Origin of the sequence: Streptomyces sp. NPDC057877 (genome assembly GCF_042796855.1) — a bacterium.
Classification (GTDB): domain Bacteria; phylum Actinomycetota; class Actinomycetes; order Streptomycetales; family Streptomycetaceae; genus Streptomyces.
On record NZ_JBHVMS010000005.1, the window covers coordinates 705020 to 720540 of the forward strand.

30 protein-coding genes are annotated in these 15521 nt (G+C 72.1%); 3 read left to right on the forward strand and 27 right to left on the reverse strand.

Going from position 1 to position 15521, the window contains the following annotated elements:
- Positions 1-101: 101 nt before the first annotated feature.
- The 7 genes from ACFVQG_RS18235 to ACFVQG_RS18265 form a co-directional block, all read right to left on the reverse strand.
- Positions 102-614 carry a hypothetical protein gene (locus ACFVQG_RS18235; protein ID WP_383383583.1) on the reverse strand — a complete coding sequence of 171 codons (513 nt, stop codon included), beginning with the start codon at positions 612-614 and terminating at the stop codon, positions 102-104.
- Between the two features lie 37 nt (positions 615-651).
- Positions 652-1269, reverse strand: coding sequence for a hypothetical protein (locus ACFVQG_RS18240; protein WP_383383586.1), 618 nt, complete (start codon positions 1267-1269; stop codon positions 652-654).
- Positions 1266-1772 (reverse strand): hypothetical protein, encoded by a 507-nt coding sequence (locus ACFVQG_RS18245; RefSeq protein ID WP_383383588.1) that lies wholly within the window; start codon positions 1770-1772, stop codon positions 1266-1268. Before ACFVQG_RS18245 ends, ACFVQG_RS18240 begins: the two co-directional genes overlap by 4 nt.
- Positions 1773-1783: 11 nt before the next feature.
- Positions 1784-1942, reverse strand: coding sequence for a hypothetical protein (locus ACFVQG_RS18250; RefSeq protein WP_383383591.1), 159 nt, complete (start codon positions 1940-1942; stop codon positions 1784-1786).
- Positions 1943-1948: 6 nt separating this feature from the next.
- Entirely contained in the window at positions 1949-2953 is a 1005-nt protein-coding gene (locus ACFVQG_RS18255; RefSeq protein ID WP_383383594.1) for a DUF2637 domain-containing protein, read from the reverse strand.
- Positions 2954-3100: 147 nt separating this feature from the next.
- Complete coding sequence (locus ACFVQG_RS18260; protein ID WP_383383598.1) at positions 3101-3292, reverse strand: hypothetical protein; 192 nt, start codon at positions 3290-3292, stop codon at positions 3101-3103.
- 100 nt (positions 3293-3392) lie between these two features.
- Positions 3393-3542, reverse strand: a complete 150-nt coding sequence (locus ACFVQG_RS18265; RefSeq protein WP_383383601.1) for a hypothetical protein — start codon at positions 3540-3542, stop codon at positions 3393-3395.
- A 197-nt stretch (positions 3543-3739) separates the two neighbouring features.
- On the opposite strand from ACFVQG_RS18265, the gene ACFVQG_RS18270 reads away from it, so the two are divergent.
- The 3 genes from ACFVQG_RS18270 to ACFVQG_RS18280 all read left to right on the forward strand — a co-directional run bounded on the left by ACFVQG_RS18270 (position 3740) and on the right by ACFVQG_RS18280 (position 4782).
- Complete coding sequence (locus tag ACFVQG_RS18270) at positions 3740-4036, forward strand: hypothetical protein (protein ID WP_383383604.1); 297 nt, start codon at positions 3740-3742, stop codon at positions 4034-4036.
- Between the two features lie 2 nt (positions 4037-4038).
- Positions 4039-4464: a DUF6221 family protein gene (locus tag ACFVQG_RS18275; RefSeq protein ID WP_383383607.1), complete on the forward strand. Its 426-nt coding sequence runs from the start codon at positions 4039-4041 to the stop codon at positions 4462-4464.
- A 102-nt stretch (positions 4465-4566) separates the two neighbouring features.
- Positions 4567-4782 (forward strand): hypothetical protein, encoded by a 216-nt coding sequence (locus ACFVQG_RS18280; protein ID WP_383383610.1) that lies wholly within the window; start codon positions 4567-4569, stop codon positions 4780-4782.
- A gap of 198 nt (positions 4783-4980) precedes the next feature.
- Here ACFVQG_RS18280 and ACFVQG_RS18285 read toward each other — a convergent pair whose 3' ends face one another.
- The 20 genes from ACFVQG_RS18285 to ACFVQG_RS18380 form a co-directional block, all read right to left on the reverse strand.
- Positions 4981-5676, reverse strand: coding sequence for a hypothetical protein (locus ACFVQG_RS18285; RefSeq protein WP_383383612.1), 696 nt, complete (start codon positions 5674-5676; stop codon positions 4981-4983).
- A 91-nt stretch (positions 5677-5767) separates the two neighbouring features.
- A complete protein-coding gene (locus ACFVQG_RS18290) occupies positions 5768-6298 on the reverse strand; it encodes a hypothetical protein (protein WP_383383615.1) in 531 nt (176 codons plus the stop codon).
- Positions 6299-6300: 2 nt separating this feature from the next.
- Positions 6301-6645: a hypothetical protein gene (locus ACFVQG_RS18295; RefSeq protein ID WP_383383618.1), complete on the reverse strand. Its 345-nt coding sequence runs from the start codon at positions 6643-6645 to the stop codon at positions 6301-6303.
- Entirely contained in the window at positions 6642-7454 is an 813-nt protein-coding gene (locus tag ACFVQG_RS18300) for a hypothetical protein (protein WP_383383621.1), read from the reverse strand. Before ACFVQG_RS18300 ends, ACFVQG_RS18295 begins: the two co-directional genes overlap by 4 nt.
- On the reverse strand, positions 7451-7672 hold the full coding sequence (locus tag ACFVQG_RS18305) for a hypothetical protein (RefSeq protein WP_383383626.1): 222 nt from the start codon (positions 7670-7672) through the stop codon (positions 7451-7453). Before ACFVQG_RS18305 ends, ACFVQG_RS18300 begins: the two co-directional genes overlap by 4 nt.
- A complete protein-coding gene (locus ACFVQG_RS18310) occupies positions 7669-8004 on the reverse strand; it encodes a hypothetical protein (protein ID WP_383383629.1) in 336 nt (111 codons plus the stop codon). The genes ACFVQG_RS18305 and ACFVQG_RS18310 overlap by 4 nt, the downstream gene beginning before the upstream one ends.
- Positions 8001-8351: a hypothetical protein gene (locus tag ACFVQG_RS18315; protein ID WP_383383631.1), complete on the reverse strand. Its 351-nt coding sequence runs from the start codon at positions 8349-8351 to the stop codon at positions 8001-8003. The genes ACFVQG_RS18310 and ACFVQG_RS18315 overlap by 4 nt, the downstream gene beginning before the upstream one ends.
- The gene (locus ACFVQG_RS18320; RefSeq protein WP_383383634.1) at positions 8348-8539 is read right to left on the reverse strand and encodes a hypothetical protein; all 192 of its coding nucleotides are present in this window, start codon (positions 8537-8539) and stop codon (positions 8348-8350) included. Before ACFVQG_RS18320 ends, ACFVQG_RS18315 begins: the two co-directional genes overlap by 4 nt.
- The gene (locus ACFVQG_RS18325; RefSeq protein WP_383383637.1) at positions 8536-9198 is read right to left on the reverse strand and encodes a hypothetical protein; all 663 of its coding nucleotides are present in this window, start codon (positions 9196-9198) and stop codon (positions 8536-8538) included. The genes ACFVQG_RS18320 and ACFVQG_RS18325 overlap by 4 nt, the downstream gene beginning before the upstream one ends.
- Positions 9199-9270: 72 nt before the next feature.
- A complete protein-coding gene (locus ACFVQG_RS18330; protein ID WP_383383640.1) occupies positions 9271-10821 on the reverse strand; it encodes a hypothetical protein in 1551 nt (516 codons plus the stop codon).
- Positions 10814-11452, reverse strand: a complete 639-nt coding sequence (locus ACFVQG_RS18335) for a hypothetical protein (RefSeq protein WP_383383642.1) — start codon at positions 11450-11452, stop codon at positions 10814-10816. Before ACFVQG_RS18335 ends, ACFVQG_RS18330 begins: the two co-directional genes overlap by 8 nt.
- A 62-nt stretch (positions 11453-11514) precedes the next feature.
- On the reverse strand, positions 11515-11691 hold the full coding sequence (locus ACFVQG_RS18340) for a hypothetical protein (protein WP_383383645.1): 177 nt from the start codon (positions 11689-11691) through the stop codon (positions 11515-11517).
- 121 nt (positions 11692-11812) lie between these two features.
- Positions 11813-12319 carry a single-stranded DNA-binding protein gene (gene ssb / locus ACFVQG_RS18345; RefSeq protein WP_383383648.1) on the reverse strand — a complete coding sequence of 169 codons (507 nt, stop codon included), beginning with the start codon at positions 12317-12319 and terminating at the stop codon, positions 11813-11815.
- Between the two features lie 2 nt (positions 12320-12321).
- Positions 12322-12483, reverse strand: coding sequence for a hypothetical protein (locus tag ACFVQG_RS18350; RefSeq protein ID WP_383383650.1), 162 nt, complete (start codon positions 12481-12483; stop codon positions 12322-12324).
- An 8-nt stretch (positions 12484-12491) separates the two neighbouring features.
- Positions 12492-12710 carry a DUF6011 domain-containing protein gene (locus tag ACFVQG_RS18355; RefSeq protein ID WP_383383653.1) on the reverse strand — a complete coding sequence of 73 codons (219 nt, stop codon included), beginning with the start codon at positions 12708-12710 and terminating at the stop codon, positions 12492-12494.
- The gene (locus tag ACFVQG_RS18360; protein ID WP_383383656.1) at positions 12707-13000 is read right to left on the reverse strand and encodes a hypothetical protein; all 294 of its coding nucleotides are present in this window, start codon (positions 12998-13000) and stop codon (positions 12707-12709) included. The genes ACFVQG_RS18355 and ACFVQG_RS18360 overlap by 4 nt, the downstream gene beginning before the upstream one ends.
- Entirely contained in the window at positions 12997-13272 is a 276-nt protein-coding gene (locus ACFVQG_RS18365; RefSeq protein ID WP_383383659.1) for a hypothetical protein, read from the reverse strand. Before ACFVQG_RS18365 ends, ACFVQG_RS18360 begins: the two co-directional genes overlap by 4 nt.
- Positions 13269-13958: a hypothetical protein gene (locus tag ACFVQG_RS18370; RefSeq protein ID WP_383383662.1), complete on the reverse strand. Its 690-nt coding sequence runs from the start codon at positions 13956-13958 to the stop codon at positions 13269-13271. The genes ACFVQG_RS18365 and ACFVQG_RS18370 overlap by 4 nt, the downstream gene beginning before the upstream one ends.
- Positions 13955-14977 carry a hypothetical protein gene (locus ACFVQG_RS18375; RefSeq protein ID WP_383383665.1) on the reverse strand — a complete coding sequence of 341 codons (1023 nt, stop codon included), beginning with the start codon at positions 14975-14977 and terminating at the stop codon, positions 13955-13957. Before ACFVQG_RS18375 ends, ACFVQG_RS18370 begins: the two co-directional genes overlap by 4 nt.
- Positions 14978-15046: 69 nt before the next feature.
- On the reverse strand, positions 15047-15493 hold the full coding sequence (locus ACFVQG_RS18380) for a WhiB family transcriptional regulator (protein WP_383383668.1): 447 nt from the start codon (positions 15491-15493) through the stop codon (positions 15047-15049).
- Between the last annotated feature and the right edge of the window lie 28 nt (positions 15494-15521).

Genomic DNA, 15521 nt, shown 5'->3' on the forward strand with positions numbered 1-15521 from the left:
CAACGAGCGGGCCCGCCGCATGATGCTCGCGGCGGGCCCGGGGCGCTTGGCGTGAAGCGCTGATGCGTTGGTAGCGCATGGTCAGTGTGGCAGGCGGCTGTCTACGCGGTCTCCTTCGCGCCCCATGCCTCACACGCGGCGTCGAGTTCGTCGGCGCGGTCCCACGAGTTGCCGATGATCCCGCCGTCCCAGTCGGACATCCCGCCGGGGCGGGCCTTGATTCGGTGGTCGATGACGGCCCGTGCGGCTTCCACGATGGCGGCCGGGCTGGCGTAGCCGTGCACGGGGAGCGTCACGGGCGGGTACTGGCAGGAGCCGTCGCTCTTCAGGGCGGCGAACTCCCAGAGCGGGCCCTTGTCGGGCCAGCCGTCCTCGGCTCCGGTGTGCCACTCCCAGCTGAGGATCAGGCCGTGGCGCCACGGTGTTCCGCTGGGCACGTCCTCGTCGTCGAGGTCGTACGTCTTGGACGGGTCGAGGCTGATGACGGCGTTGAGGTGGCGGTACACCCCCTTGGTCTCGCCGTCGTCCATCCAGTGTTCGGTGGGTGCCAGTTCAGCTTCGGTGAGCGCGGCGATGACGGCCTCGATGTACGCGGCGTGCGGCAGGGTTCGCATGAGTTCAGAGTCCTCTCTGGGTCTGACAGTCGGGGCCTTATGGGTGGTCCACCGTGTGGTGCCGGTGATTGTCGGCGAGGTCGTAGATGATCAGCCCGCCCTCGGTGCGCTCGATCCGCACTCCGGCTTGTTGGTTGGTTGGTTGTCCCTGGTCAACACCCTCAACAGGGGTCCCCGAGAGGGGTTGGGGGAGGGGCGGGATGTCGTCCTTGTGGACGCCCACCCCCGTCGTATCCCCAACGCGGACGGCCCGCCGGACCCGGATGTCGAGCGCCTCCAGCACCGCCCTGGTGGCCTCCATCGACAGGTCCAGCTCGGCCGCAAGCGCGGACAGGAACACGTGCGGTGCGGCAAAGCGGTGGAGCGCCTGGACGACGTCGGCTTCCGCGAGGGGCAGCCGATCCGGCTCGCTCTCCCCCGCCTCGGCGCCGCTACGGCGTCCGGCCAGCCACCGGCGTGCTCGCTGCCAGGCGAGGCAGGCGAGGACGCCGACGACGACGTACGCGGTCTCGGGGAGGACGGCGACGATGCCCCACATGGCCAGCAGCAGCACCGCGGCGAGGATGAGTCGGGCGGTGCGCTCGCTGACGCCTGGCTCCCCCGCGTCCTCCGGGTCGGTGGCTTGCTCGCCGGGCTCGGCCTCGGTGGCGCTCATCCGAACACCCCCTCGAAGCCGACACCGGCGAGGTTGGCGCCGGAGCCGAGGGGGATCGCGGCGACTCCGGCGACGTTGCCGGACAGGGCGATCAGGACTCCGGCGAGGCAGCCCGCGAGGATCTTCCCCTTGGACTGCTTGGGCCCCCACTTGAGCAGGCCGATCATGACGAGGGTGAGCAGGAAGACGATGACGTAGCCGCCGTCGGTGAGGACGATCTGTTGTGCGCGGGTGACGTCTGGGGCGTTGCCGCCGACTCCCCAGACGAGTCCGGCGTATCCGGCGACGTTGCCTGCCCACAGGGCGATCCAGGCGGCGCCTCCGAGGGCGGAGACGGAGCCGAGGGCGGCGAGGGCGGCGAGCATGCCGTACAGCACGGAGAGGACGAAGGGGATCAGGGCTCCGAGGCGCTTCTTCTCGCGCATGACCCAGCGCATGATCGCGAGGAGGATGATGCCGACCCCGAGGGCGACGCCGCCAAGGTTGATGGCCATGTAGGGCATGAGGGGGTCCTTCAGCGGAGGACGGCGACGCCGAGCGCCGCGAGGGTGAGGATGAGGGCGCCGGTGCCCGTGACCGGGGCGACGGCGTGGGGGGCGGCGTGGGCCAGGGCGAGGAGGGCCCCGCAGGCACTCGCTGCGCAGAAGACGCCGAACAGCACGGTCACGGTCACCAGCTCCTAGGCGCCCATGGCGAACGGGGCGGCGGGCAGGTGCTCCAGGTGCGGCTCGTGCTGCTCGACCTCGGCGCGGAGGGTGCCGCGGATGTAGCCGTCCGAGGCGTCCGTGAGGCCAGCGGCGATGATCGCGGTCCGCATGGCCTTCGTGCCAGGCCTGGTCGGCGGGACGGTGTCGTAGAGGGCGCGGATCACGGCGCAGCGGGGGTCGCTGTACTGGATCGGCGCCGGGGCCTGCGCGGGCGGCTGTGTGGCCGTCGGGCGAGCGACGATCGGCAGCATCCGCGCGCCGGTCGGGACGACGGGCGGGCGCGGGGCGGGTCTACGCGCGGGCGGGGGCGTCGGCGGGACCGGCGCGGTCGGCAGGGCGGGCGGCGCTGGGTGGGCCGTCACCGGGGGCGTCACGGGCGTCACGACGGGGGCCGACACCGGGCCGTCATCGACACGGTCGACGCTGGTCACGGCCGTCACGGGCGCGCTGACGGCGTCGAGGTTGTCGAGCCGGTGACGGACGGCCGACCGGAGCGTCGTCCAGGCGTCGCGGGGGAACATCACCCAGGCCAGGACGGGGATGTGCGGCATGCGCTCGGCGATCAGGCCGCGGGCGGCGCGCTGCTCGTCTCGGACGTCACGGCGGTGCAGCTCGAAGAGCAGCTCCACGGCGAGGCTGATGGAGGCGAGGCCGATGCCGCCGACCATGCCGCCGACCTCCAGGCCGTGGGACCAGTTGAGGACGCCGGACACGGTGACGAAGGCGAGGACGGCGAGGCGCGGGAGGCCTGCCGGGGTGCCTCGCTCGATGGCGCGCTTCGCGTACTGGGCGCAGAGCAGGCCAGCGAGGTCGAACATCAGGGACAGGGCGTAGGCGGGTTCCTTGTCCATGCCCCAGCCCATGAGCTTGGAGCTGATGGACCAGGCGGCGGCCGCGAGCATCATCGCGAGGACGATGAACCAGGCCACGCCAACGCTGCTGCCGAGGCGGCGGCCGGTGGCGGGTGGGGTCTTCAAGGGGTGCTCCCTGGGGCGGCGGGTGGCCGCCCCCGCCGGGGGGATTTGCGGGGGCGGCCGGTCAGATGGGTTAGGCGCCGCGGTAGATCGCGAAGGCGAGTGCGGCTACGGACGCGAAGATGCCGAGGGCGTACAGGAGGCGCCCCATCAGCTCGTCCAGTCGGTGTGCCGGTCGCCGCGGCGGTCGCGGTCGCGGTCCTTGCGCTCCCACTTCGCGCCCTCGCGGTCCGCCTTGGTCGCGGCGCGGGAGCGCTGGATGCGGCGCTGGGCGGCGAGGTCGTCGGCCAGCTGGCGGTCGTTGCCCGGCTTGAGGCTGCGGGCGAAGTCGCGGAGTCTCATCGGCGGCCGCCGAGCACCAGGGCGAGGCTGGCGATGGTGAGGGCCAGGCCGAGGAGGCTGAGGATGCGGACGGTGTGGTGGCCGGGCGGTCGGCGGCGGCTCACGCGGTCACCTGGCGCGGGAAGGGGTGCGCGGCGAGGTGGCGGGTGAGGGCGCGGCCGGTCTGCGCCTGCGCGGGGTGCCGGAGGACGGCGCAGAGGTGGCAGGTGCGGGGGTTGTGCTGGGGGTTGGGCGGGTCGGTACGCTCCATGGCGGACCTGCTCCTTCGTCACGGTTGTGGGTGGGTCCGCCCCCGGCCCGGGATCGCCAAATCAGCGGGCCGGGGGCTTTGTTGATCTACGGAAGGGCAGTTGCACCCCGTCCGTTGTATGGGGACCGTACAGCCCTGTATGGTCCCCATGCAAGAGAGCCGGTGCGTGCCGCTTCCCGCAGACGAGAGGAGCGGGCGTGGGCGACGAGATCGAGGAGGTACAGCGGGTGGCAGAAGCCCTCGAAGACGTCGACCGCATCCCCGATGTGGAGGAGCGGGTGCGGGCCCGGAACCGCGTGCTGGCGCTTCAGGCGCAGCGGGTGAAGGACTGGCACGCCGAGCGTCGTGATCTCGTCCTGGCTCTGCGCGCAGAGGATCCGCCGGTGTCGATCCGGGCGATCGCGGCGCGGCTGGAGATGTCGGCTGGCGTGGTGCAGGACATCATCCGGGGGCACACCGGGTCGTGGAAGAACCGGGCGAAGGCGGAGGAGTAGCGGTGGATGAGCTGGTGGAGTGGCTCGACGACCAGGTGCACGTGGACCTACAGGCGGCGGACGCTGCCAAGCACAAGTTCGACGGCGGCGAGGCCCGCGGCGAATGGCGTGAGGATCCCGAGCATCCGGGCCGGATCGTGGACGGGTTCGGCACGACGATCGTGGCCGAGGGGGTAGCGTCCAAGGAGCAGACGGCGCACATTGAGGCGTGGGACCCGGAGCGGGCGCGGGGGGAGAGCGCCGTCAAGGCCCAGCTCGTGAAGGCTGCCCATCTGGCGTGGTTGGAGTGGCAGGATGCGCGCCGGACAAAGCCGATGGAGGAGTGGGCGGTCGTGGAGGCGCGCTGGTCGGCCTGGTGGAGTGCGCTGCGGCGCATGGCCCTGATGTACGCGGACCGGCCTGGCTACCGCGAGGAGTGGCGGCCGTAGGTCGCACGGGCTGAGGCCCCCGACCTCACCGAGGCGGGGGCATCGTCGTGCCCGGAGTAGTCCAGCGTGCGCCCCTTCCGTGGCCGGGCGACGCTGGAGCGTATGGCCAGTGATCGCCCTGTCGTCGTGTACCCGCCAGACGAGGACGGGGGCCGCCGTGTCCGGGTGGAGGAAAAAATCCTCGGCCTCGCGTACAGCATCCGGGACGTCGCGGCGTTCCTTCAGGAGGCCGGGCTCCAGGACTGGGATGAGATGGACGTGGTCCGGTCCGCGCTGATCGAGTGGCGGGGCGGCGGTCCGGAGGTCTGGACGCACTGAGGGCGGTCCGCGCGGGCTCCCGTATCCCACCGGCGCCGGTCGTCACCCGGCTTTCCGGACCGCCCCGCTCAGCGTGCCACGGTCAGACCGAGCGCCGGGCTCTCTCCTGGGCAATCTCCGACCGGAGGCGGGCGGCCGTGATGTCGCGGATGCCGAGCATCTGCCGGAAGAGCAGCCGAGCGCGCAGGACGAGGAGCATCATGCCGCCACCTCGCCGGTCCACGTGCGTCCGCAGCCGCGGCACTTCACGGTCGGCAGCTGGCCGTCACCGCCCTCGATGCGCAATACGCCCCGGCAGTGCGGGCACGGGCGCTCCAGGACCTGCGCGCGGCGGGTCAGTTCCAGGGCCTGCTCGATCTGCCCGGCGGCCCACCGGGCGAGTGTGGCGAGGGCGTCCTCGGCGCGCGGGGTGAGCTTGGCGAAGGGGCCGGGCGCCCCGTCATGACGGGCCAGGAGCCAGGCCGCGGCGAACGGGGCTGTGCGTCGGCGCGGGTCGGTGAAGGACCAGCGGCGGGCGTCCGCCTCGTCCTTGAGGATCAGCGTTCGCAGGGCCAGGGCGACGTCGTCTCCGGGGCCTGCCACGCGCACCATGCCGGAGGCGGCCGGTCGTTGGACGTGGCTGGCGATGATGTCGGCGCCGTCGACCAGGCGCCGGTCCAGCTCGGTCATGGTGTCGAGGATGGCGATGCGGATGGGTGCGGCGGTGGCGCCGATCTGGTCCGGGCTGCGCTCGAGGGCGCGCTGTTGGACGGCATCCTCGGTGGCTTTGAGGTGGTCGTGGAGTCGGGCGATGCCCATGACGGGGGGCCAGGTGTCGGCCTGGTTGGTGGCGAGGGCCTGTTGGAGGTCGGCCCAGTGGTTGATGACGGTCTTGAGGTGGTCGGCGGTGGTCATCGTGACTCCAGGTGTTCGCGGGTACGGTGATCACTGCCGGGGGCGCGCTGGTCTGGCGAGACATTGAGCGCGCCCCCTCGTCATGCGGTGGTCAGGCTCCGCGGCCGAGCCGTCCGGTGTACGGGCGCGGCTGCGGCTCGTGCGGGGCCTCGGCCGGGTTGAGGCGGGTACGGATCCACTCGGCGTCCGACTCGGCGACGTGCGCCCCGGCCGAGCGGGCGACGTGGATGGTCGTCGGCTGGCCGTCGCCGTCGCGTTCCGGACCCACCGAGGCGTTCCAGGGTTGTGAGCCGCCGTCGGGCGGGGTGTGGCCATCGGGGCAGTGCGCGCAGTCACTGTCCGAGACGGGCTCGGCCACCGGCTCGTAGGTGGCGCCGAAGACGTCCGGCTTGCACGGGTACAGCTCGCCCTTCACTCCGCGGATCAGGTAGTCGCCGGGCGAGGCGCACATCTCGCCTTCCAGCGTGGGGATGACCAGCGCACGGCCGATGTCAGGGCGGTCCTCGAAGCGGACTTCGTGGTTCTCGGGGAACGGGACGATGAAGAGGGCGATGGCCCCGGCGTTGACGCCGGTCCATTGGATGGCGTCGATCGTGACGGGCTTCTTGCGGAACTTGGCCATGGTCAGTGTCTCCTCTGCTGGGGTCCGTAGGGGGATTGCCAGGCGGGCCGGTCCCGCCGGGGGACGGGTCGGCCGTCCTGGTCGATGAGTCCGGCCTGGCGCAGTGCGCGGCCGGACGTCTCGATGCCGCGCGCCAAGGACTCGACCACGGGCCGGGCTGCCTCGGTGTACGCGTGCACGAGTCGGACGTAGGCGTCGCGCACTGGCCGGTACTCCTCGACGAACAGCTGGAGTGGCGTGCGCTCGGGGTCGGGGTCGGGCTGCTCCTGGTGCAGTTCGACGGAGGCGATGCCGGGGACTTCGTGCCACTCGCCGTCCTCGCCGAGGACTTCCAGGCGGGCCGTCATGACGGGCCCTCGGCCGACTCGACGGGGAGGATGTGGTCGCCCTCAACGCAGTGCGCGGAGATGCAGCGGCCCACGGGGGTCGCATTGAGCGCGGCGTGGACTGCGTGCCAGATGGTTGCGTTGCGGTTCACGAGGTCGGGCGGCAGGTACTCGCCGAGGCCACGGATGTACGCGTACACGGCGTCGTAGGCGGGTTGGCGCGAGTTCGGGCGGTCGGGGGTTGGCTCGTCCTCCAGCGAGCCGTCCTCCTCGTCGGTGGGCGGCTCGGCTTGCTCCTGGTCCTCGTCGTCCTGCTCGGGCGGGAGGATGGCGTTGCGCAGCTCGAGGAGGCGGGCGTCCCACCAGCGGGACATGGACGCGCCGAGCGGCGGCGGCCCGGCCTTCACCCACCGCTCGTACAGGTCGATGACGCGCTTCACTTCCGCGTCGGCGCTGCGAGCGATCTCGCCCAGGAGCTTGGTGGTCGGCAGGATCACGGGCAGGACCGCGTCTGCCATGGCGACGAACACCTCGCGGTCTGCGGCGTGGGCCTCGGCCCAGGCGGGGTCGCGGGGCGGCCGCTCCCGCTCGTACAGGGCTGCGGCGATCTGCTCACGCAGTGCGGACGTGGGCGAGCCGATCGGGCATTCGGGGTGCGGGTGGACTTCCTCGCCGTGCTCCTCGTAGCAGAGGCCGCAGGAGAGGAGGCGGGGCGTCTGGGCCGTCGTGACGGGGGTCGTCAGGGCGTCAGCGAGCCGTCGGACCTGCACTGTCAACGCCTCGGCGGCGCGCACGATCGCCTTCGTGTCCGGGCTCAGGAGCGGGCTCACTGGTCACCTCGCGGGGCTCGTACGGCGTCGGCGACGGCGAGGAGAGCGGACGCGATCGCCAGGTTCGAGCGGACGGTGAGGACGCCGACCGCGAGCGGGCCGGGCAGGTCGCGGGTGCGGCCGTCGGGCAGGACGCACATGCCGTTGATGCCGTCGTCGGTGGTGTTGATGAGGTGGAGGGCGTGGCCGTACGGGGTGCGGGCAGGGGGCTGGCTCATCGGTCGGCTCCTCGGCTGTCGAGGTCGGCGATCCATGCGGCACACACGGCGGCGACCTGGACCAGCTCGGCGCGCAGCGTGGCCGGGTCGGCCTCGGCGAGGGCCTCGTGGACCTCCTCCAGCAACACGTCCCGCCAGGCGAGGACACCCGAGGCGGCGGCCCGGTCCGCGTGGTCGCGGTACCGGTTCGCGCTGTGCTGGTAGACGGGGAGGCCAGTGCCGTCGGGGTGGTGCTGGTCGCCGAACTTCTCGAGCTGGCGTTGCCGTTCGGCGTCTACGGCCTCGGCGAAGTCGCGCATGCCGGGGGTGGTGAAGAGGGCGGGGTAGCTCACAGGCTGCTCCTGGTCGGGTGGTGGGCGGCGAGGTCGGCGGTGATGCGGTGGAACAAGTCGGTGCAGCGGCGCCGGTCGTGCGCTGCGCCCCCGCTGTGGCGGGCGAGGTGACAGCACGGATCCAACGGGGCAGGCCGCTCACCGAGTACGTGGCGGCGTTCCCAGGCCTGCTCGGCGAGCCAGCGCCGGTGCGCAGCGGCGTAGCGGGCTGAGCACCAGGCCGCGACCGCCGCGGCGTAGAAGCCGAAGACGCACAGCCAGGGCGTGTGCGTGGTGGCGTACAGGCCGGAGGCGATGAGGAGGACCGTGGCGGCGGCGAGGGCGCGGGCGGTGCGGCGGTGTCTCATCTCGGCTCCTGGCGGGTGCGGCGGACGATGCGGCGGGTGGCGAGGGGGCCGCGCGCCCAGGCGGGGCGTGGCCGGCGGAGGGTGCGGGCGAGGCGGCGGGCGCCCGGGGGCGGGCCCGCGCCCTGGTGTGCGCAGAGGAGTCCGGTGCAGCTGATGACCATGGCGACGAACGCGATGACGGCCGTCATGACGGGCTGTCCGGGTCGTGGAGTCGGGCCTCGGCCGCGAGCCAGGCGGGCCAGTGCGTGGGGTCGCCGGTGAAGTACCGTCCGACGGCTTCGGCGTGGACGCGGGCGCCGTCCTGCATCCACCAGCCCTTGACGTAGGCGTGGACGCGGCCGAGGTGGCTGTCCGGGGTCGCGCGGTAGGTGAGCGTGAGCTCGGTGGGGGCGATGGTGCGGGTCTCGTTGTACTCGTCCGGGACTTCGGGGGCGCCGCGGACGATGTAGCGGACGGAGCGGGCGACGGGGATGCGGGTGAGGTCCGCGAGGCTGCTGTCCGGCTCGGGTGGCGTGATGCCGACCATGCCGAGGAGGGCGTCGGCCGCGCGCTGCACGCCTTCGGCGGCCTTCTGGCCCGTGTCTTCGTAGACGGTGCGGAAGATGGTGGTGCGCAGGTGGTGGGCGGCGATGCGGAGGGTGGCTTCGCGGTAGTCGGCGCGCTCCTGGGCCTTCGCGGCGCGGACCTTCGCCTCGATTGGTGCGATGAGGTCGGCGGCCCGGTCGGTGGAGGCCTGCTCCAGGGCGGCGATCTTCTCGCTCGGTGTGGTGATGCCGTCTTGGTCGTCGGGCAGGTTGTCGGCGATGTGGCCGAGGAGGCGGTCGAGGGCTGCGGGACGTTCGGACATCGGGTGCTCCAGGTTCGGATGGGATGGTTGGGTGTCCGGCCGCCCGCGGCTCCTGCGGGCGGCCGGACGAGGTCAGACGTGGCGGAAGGTGATGTCGGCGAGCTCGGCGCGGGCCTCGGCGATGGTCTTGCGCCCGTTGGCGAGGTCGCTGATGAGGCCGACGGCCTGGTACTCGCCTTCGTCGGTGGCGTCGCTGAGGCGTCCGGCGATCTCGGAGATCAGCTGGAGGACGTCGCCGTCGGCGTCGCCGGTCTCCTCGGGCTCGTCGTCCTGGTCGTCGTCGGAGCACTGGTCGCAGGCCTCGGCGACGGTGCAGGTGCACGGGGTGTCGTCGCCTTCGTTCTCGTATCCGGCGACCGTCCAGCGCTCGGCGCTCGGGTCCCAGATGACTGACCAGGCGCTGTGGTCGGTGAGGGTGCCGTCGAGGTCGACGCCGACGGGCAGTCCGGCGGCGACGGCGGCGTTGAGGGCGGCCGCGATGTCCACCCAGTACGACCGCTCGGTACGCGGCACGGCGACGGTCTGGTCAGGGCCGGGGCAGGAGGCCGCCGGGTGCGACTGCCGCGTGCTCTTGTCCGCGCGGTGTTGCGTGCACTCGGGGACGGACTGGGCAACGAGGCCGCAGGGTGCCTTGATGCAGGGGCAGGCGTCTTCGATCTCGTGGCCGACCCAGGCACGACCGTAGTGGTGATGGCCCGTCATGACGGGCTGTGACGGGGCGTCGGCGGGCGTCGGGACTTCGTGGTTGCCGTCGGGCCAGGTAGGCGAGAGGAGGCCGAGGATCTGGCTGGCGTTGATCATGCCGCCGGGCCCTACGCGGTCGCGGACAGCCTGGCACCGCTCTCGGGCCCGCTCGACAGCAGCCCGTACGTCCTCCACGTCCTCGACCACGCCTCGGGTCGGTCCACGGACTTCGCCGACGGCCGCCTTGTGCATGGCCGCGATGGTCGCGCAGGCGTTGAGGTAGTCCCGTTTGTGCTCGTCCCGCTCGCGCTCGGTGTCCTCCAACTCGATGGCGACGCGGGTGTACTCGCCGACGGCGTGCGCCACGCGCGCGGTCCCGACGCGGATCACGTCCTCGGCAAGCATCACCTCGGCGCGGTGGTACCCGGCGAGCAGCTGCTCGAGCGTGGCGGCGCCGCTGGAGAGTCCGGCCTCGGGGTCGTCGATGACGACGGCCTGGCCGTTGGGGAAGACTGCGCCGTCGAGGACCTGCTTGCCGCGGAGGATGAGGCGGAAGGGGCGGGCCCAGGTGTCGGAGGCCTGCCACCAGTCCGCGTGCTGCTCCTGTCGGCACTGCGCGCACAGCCCGTTGTGGCTGGTGATCACCTCACATCGGCGGCATGGGCCGGATGGGTAGCGGGGCGCGGGCTGCTCGCCGCTCATCACGGCCAGGCACAACGGGCAGAGCCCGGTGGGCAGCTCCTGGTCGGGCTCGTCGGCGACGGTCAGGGGCTCGGCGGGGACTACGGCGAGGCGCTCGCAACTGGTGACGGTCAGGGTGCCGGGCTTGGGCTCGCCGAAGAGGGACGGCAGGAACACCGTGATGAGGTGCCGGTACAGCGGGTCTGCATCCGCGTACGGCGAGAAGGTGTTCGGGAGGACGAGAGAGGGGTCAGGCACTGCGCACCTCCGGCGTGACGCCCGTCGACGCCCCGTCATCGCCCAGCCCATCGAGCGCCAGGAGCCGGACGTGCTGCCGCATCCGCTGGTACTTCTGCTCCGACCCGTGCCCGTCCCACTGCGCCCGCGGATCGGTCACGTCCACCACGGTCACGTGCCGGAACAGGGCGGCGTCGCGCGGGTGGATGTGCCAGGACATCTGCCAGCCACCGGCCACCAGGTAGAGCAGCTGCCAGCCGTCCTCGTCGACGTCGGGCGAGGCGGTGATGACGGCCGTCGACGGATGCAGCGCGGCCAGCCAGGCGAGCAGCTGCGCACGCTCCCGGTAGGCGTGGTCCCGCTCGGTCTCGCGGGCCTCGGCTTCGCGGGCGAAGGCGTCGGCGTGCTCCCGCCACCGGGCGGCTTCCTCACGAGCGAGGCGGAGCGCTTCGGCCTGCCGGAGGATGGCGGCGAGGGCGTCACCGTTGCGGAGCGGCTCGGCCTGGCGCATCCCTGAGACGAAGGCGCCGGCGGGGTCCGCGGCGACGAGCGCGGCACGGGAGCGCTCGGCGATCGTCGGGCGGCGGCGGAACAGGCGCGCGAACCGGCTCCGAACCGGTTCCGGTTCCTGGTTCCTGTGGTTCTTGGTCATGGACATCTCCGGTGTGTTGGCCGGAGGTGGGTCCCTGCGTGGGGTCCCTGTCCTCTGCGGGGTTACTGCTTGGGCTTGGGGAGGGCGTCGAGGGCGTCGCCGATGGCTTCGGCGAGTGCTCGCCAGCGGACGGCCTGGATGGGGGCGTGTGCGTCTCGGGTGTCTGCGGCCGTGAGGAGGGCTTCGACGATTTCGGCGGCGTCTTCGGTGCCTCCGGGGAGGCTGAGGAGGGCTGCCATCAGTGATCCGGTGCGATGGGGGCGGGTGCTGGTGTGGGTGTGGGTGTGGGTACCGCGGTGCTGGTGTGGTGGCAGGCGGTGAGGAGTACGGCGGCGGCGATGGCTGCGAGGGTTCTGGCCATCAGAACGGCGGTTCGTTGGAGTAGCCGTTGGCCTGGTCGACGGCCCAGGGGTCGTCGTCGGCGGGCGGCGGCCCTTGGCGGCGCTGGGTCTGGCCCTGGGGGCGCTGTTGGGTGTTCCCGCGCTGTCCGCCTTGGCCGTTCTGCTGGCCCTGGGCGTCCTTGGAGACCTTCGCGATGGCGTACGCGAGGTTGGGCGCGATCGAGCGGATGAGGAGGGCCGGTCGTTCGTGCTTCTGGCCGTCCTTCTCCCAGCGCTCGGTGCGGAGGTCGCCGGTGACGAGGACCTCCATGCCCTTGGCGAGAGTCTCGGTGGCGTTCTCGGCGAGGCGCTCCCAGACGGTGCCGCGGATGAAGAAGGTGTCGCCGTCCTCCCATTGCTGGGTCTGCTGGTTGAGGCGGCGGGAGTTGAAGGCGAGGGCGATGGAGGCGACGGCCTTTCCGGCCTGGGTGAAGCGGAGTTCGGGGTCGGCGGTGAGTCGGCCGACGCCGGTCAGGGTGGGCAGCAAGGTCAGATCTCCTTCGGGGTGCAGTGGCCACTGAGGCAGCGGTTCTCGTTGCTGGCGACGTAGTGGACGTGGTGGCCGAGCGCGACCAGGCGCTGGGCGGCTTCGAGTGCGGCGCTCCGCTTGCCGGAGTTCTTGGGGGCGGTGTGGTGGCCGTCGTAGTGCATCGGCGCGGTCACTCCTCCGGGAGGGGCGGCTGGATGGGGATGGCGGTCTGTCCGGGGTGGACGTCGGGCGTCGTGACGGGCTTGACGGGTGTCGTCGTGCCGCGCTGACGGGGCGTCGCGGGCGGGATGAGACCGTGCTTGCGGCCGCAGATGAGGCCGTAGCCGCGGGCCCTGGACTCCGGTGTGAGCAGGAGCTGGGGGCAGTAGCGGCAGCGGACGACTTTCATCGGCGCTTCCTTCGGCGGTGCTCGGCGAGGCTGACGACTCCGACGGGGAGGGTCAGCTGCTGGCGGCGGTCGGGGCAGGTGGCGACGTGGGGCATGTGGAGTCGCTCCCAGCCGGTGAGGGGGAGCTCGGCCGTGGGGCGGCGGGAGCGTACGGCGCCGGTGCCGTCGCGCCAGACGGCGGTGTTCCCGCTGGGGTCGGGGTCGGGGTCGACGGCGAGTTTCTTCCCGGCCTCGGTGGTGGTCCAGAGGACGGGGCGGCGGCAGTCTCTGCACGGGATGAGTCGTCTCATGGCGTGGTGGTGGTCGGGGTGTTGGCCGCGAGGGTGCGGGCCTGGTGGACGTTGGGGGCGAGGGTGCAGGGCTGGCCGGGGGCGGCCTGGCAGATGCGCTCGGGACACCGGGTTGACATGACCCTGTCCCAGTCGGTTTGGCGGGCGGAGTGCACGTCACGGCGGCGGTCCTGCGTGCCGCGCTGGTTCGTGCACAGCTGGCCCGGGCGCGCGCGGCACCAGGTGCAGACGATCGCCATCGCGGCGAACCGGTACGGGATCGGCTGCGTCATGACGCCTCGGCCTCCTGCTCCTGGTCCTCGCGGAGGCGGGCTGCGGACGCGGCCTTGATGCGGGCCTCCTCAGCGTCCAGGTCGGCGAGCGGGAGTCCGGCGGCGGCACGGCGGGTGTCGTCGAGGCGGATGGGGTGGACGTCGCGGCGTCGGCGGCCACCGGTGGTGCAACTGCTGCCGGGGGCGGCGCCGCAGCGGCGGCAGGCACGTCCGCGGGGGTCCACGGTGGTGTCGCGGTCGGCGGGCATCTTGCCGATGGCGGCGCGGGCGGCGGCTGCACGGCCCTCGTACGGGCCGTGATCGGCGCCTGGGGGCAGCGCAAGGTGATCTCCGGCGCCGAGGGACGCGCGGATGCTGCTGGGGCCCGTGAGGCCGTCTCCAGCGGCTCGGATGATCTCGCGGTACGCGGCGGCGGACTCGGCACCGGTGTGGGTCGGGTCGCCGTTGACGACGATGTTCGCCAGCTCGATGCGCTCGGCACGACGGGCCTTGACCTCGGTGACGATGTCGGACGGGGCGATGAAGGCCTGACGGGCGGCGATGACCATGACGGCGGCGCGGGCCTCGTCGAGGTGGTAGGGGGCGAGGATCTCACCCCAGACGTCTGGGGTGAACTCGCCGATGCGCTGTGCCGGGCAGGCCGCAGCGACGTACTCGAGCAGCAGGACTGCTTCGTCCTGGGTCACTGGCCTTGTCCTTCCTGGGCGGCGGTGCGGGCGGCGATGCGGGCACGGGCGCGGTCGAAGACGGTCGTGCCGGTCGCCTGGTCGTAGAGGGAGTTGGCGGGCTGCGGACCGGGCGTACGGGCTCCGGCGGGAGCGGCCAGGGCGTTCATGACCTCGTTCACGACGCTGGGGAGCGTCGAGGGGTGGAGGCCTCGCTTCATCCAGTGCGCGATGCCGCGCCGGATGTGGTCGGGGTGGATGTGATCCTCGTCGAGGAGGATCCGGATCTCCTTGGAGAGCTGGCCGATGACACGGGAGGGCGGGCGCTCGGTGCAACGCTCGAGCCACTCGCCGACGATCGTCTGCGCGGTGACAGGGGCGTCGGAGTCGACGGCCTCGGCGTCGTCGACGGGCTCGCCCTCGAGGACCTCGTCTTGCGCGTCGTCGTGACCTCCGGTCGACGACGGCGGCTCGCCAGAGGAGAGAGGTCTTGTAGAGAGAGGAGAGTGAGTAGGTGTCCGGGATTCCCGGACACTGACGTCCGGGATTTCCGGACACTGAGACTCGTCAGTGTCCGGGTTTTCCGGACACTGGACTTCAGCGTCAGTGTCCGGAGTTTCCGGATGCTGAGCCGGGTCAGTGTCCGGGATTTCCGGACCCTCAAGCTCGGGTCCAGGGTCCGGAGTTCCCGGACGCTGAGGCTCGTCAGTGTCCGCAGAATCCGGACCCTGGGCATCGGGGTCAGTGTCCGGAAGTTCCGGACACTGAAGCGGGAGGATCCGGTACTTCGCCGTCCCGTTCTTCTGACCGGCGGTGACCTTCTCCAGGACGCCCTTCTTCACGAGCGCCTTGATCACTTCGTAGATCTGAGGGCGCGACACCTGCGCGCGGCGGAGGATCTTCTCGGACTCCACGGAGGACCACGTGATCCGCGTCGAGTCCCGGGCGTCATCCGCCAGCACCGAGAGCGCGAGCTTCTCGCGGTGCGTCAGCGTCGTCGGTGCGTAGTCGAGCACCTCGACGTACAGGCGGCTGCCCACGTGCTGTCTCCTAGGGGTGGTGGTGGCCGGTGGCCCGGCGGCCGGTCGCATCCGCCGGGCCACCGGTGCTCAGGCGGACGCCCGGACCTGGGTGGTGCCGGTGGCGCGGTACTTCGTGGCGCTCGCAGCGTTGGCGGCCTTGCACCGGGCGTCGACCGGCTCGCCGGACCGGAGGTGTCGCTGGTAGGCGGCGCGCGTCCCGCACGGCGCGAGGCCCACCCCCTTGGGCCGCCCCGCGGGCTTCTTCTTCGAGGGCTCCGTGATGCCGTCGCCGGTCGCGGCGGCCTTCCGCTGCTGCTCGATGCCCCAACGCTGGGCGCCGGTGATACCGGCGACAATGCCGGTGCGGAACGCCTTCGCCACACCGGCCTCACGGACGAGCGCGGACTCCAGGCACTCCTCCTGGACCGGGCACCCCTGGCAGGTCTGACGGGCCAGGCCGAGCGTCTTCGAGGAGAAGAAGACGTCCGGGTCCAAGGTCCGGCAGGCGGCTTGCAGCTCCCACTCTCGATCCATGACGGGTCCTCCGTACGGTCGGTCTTGA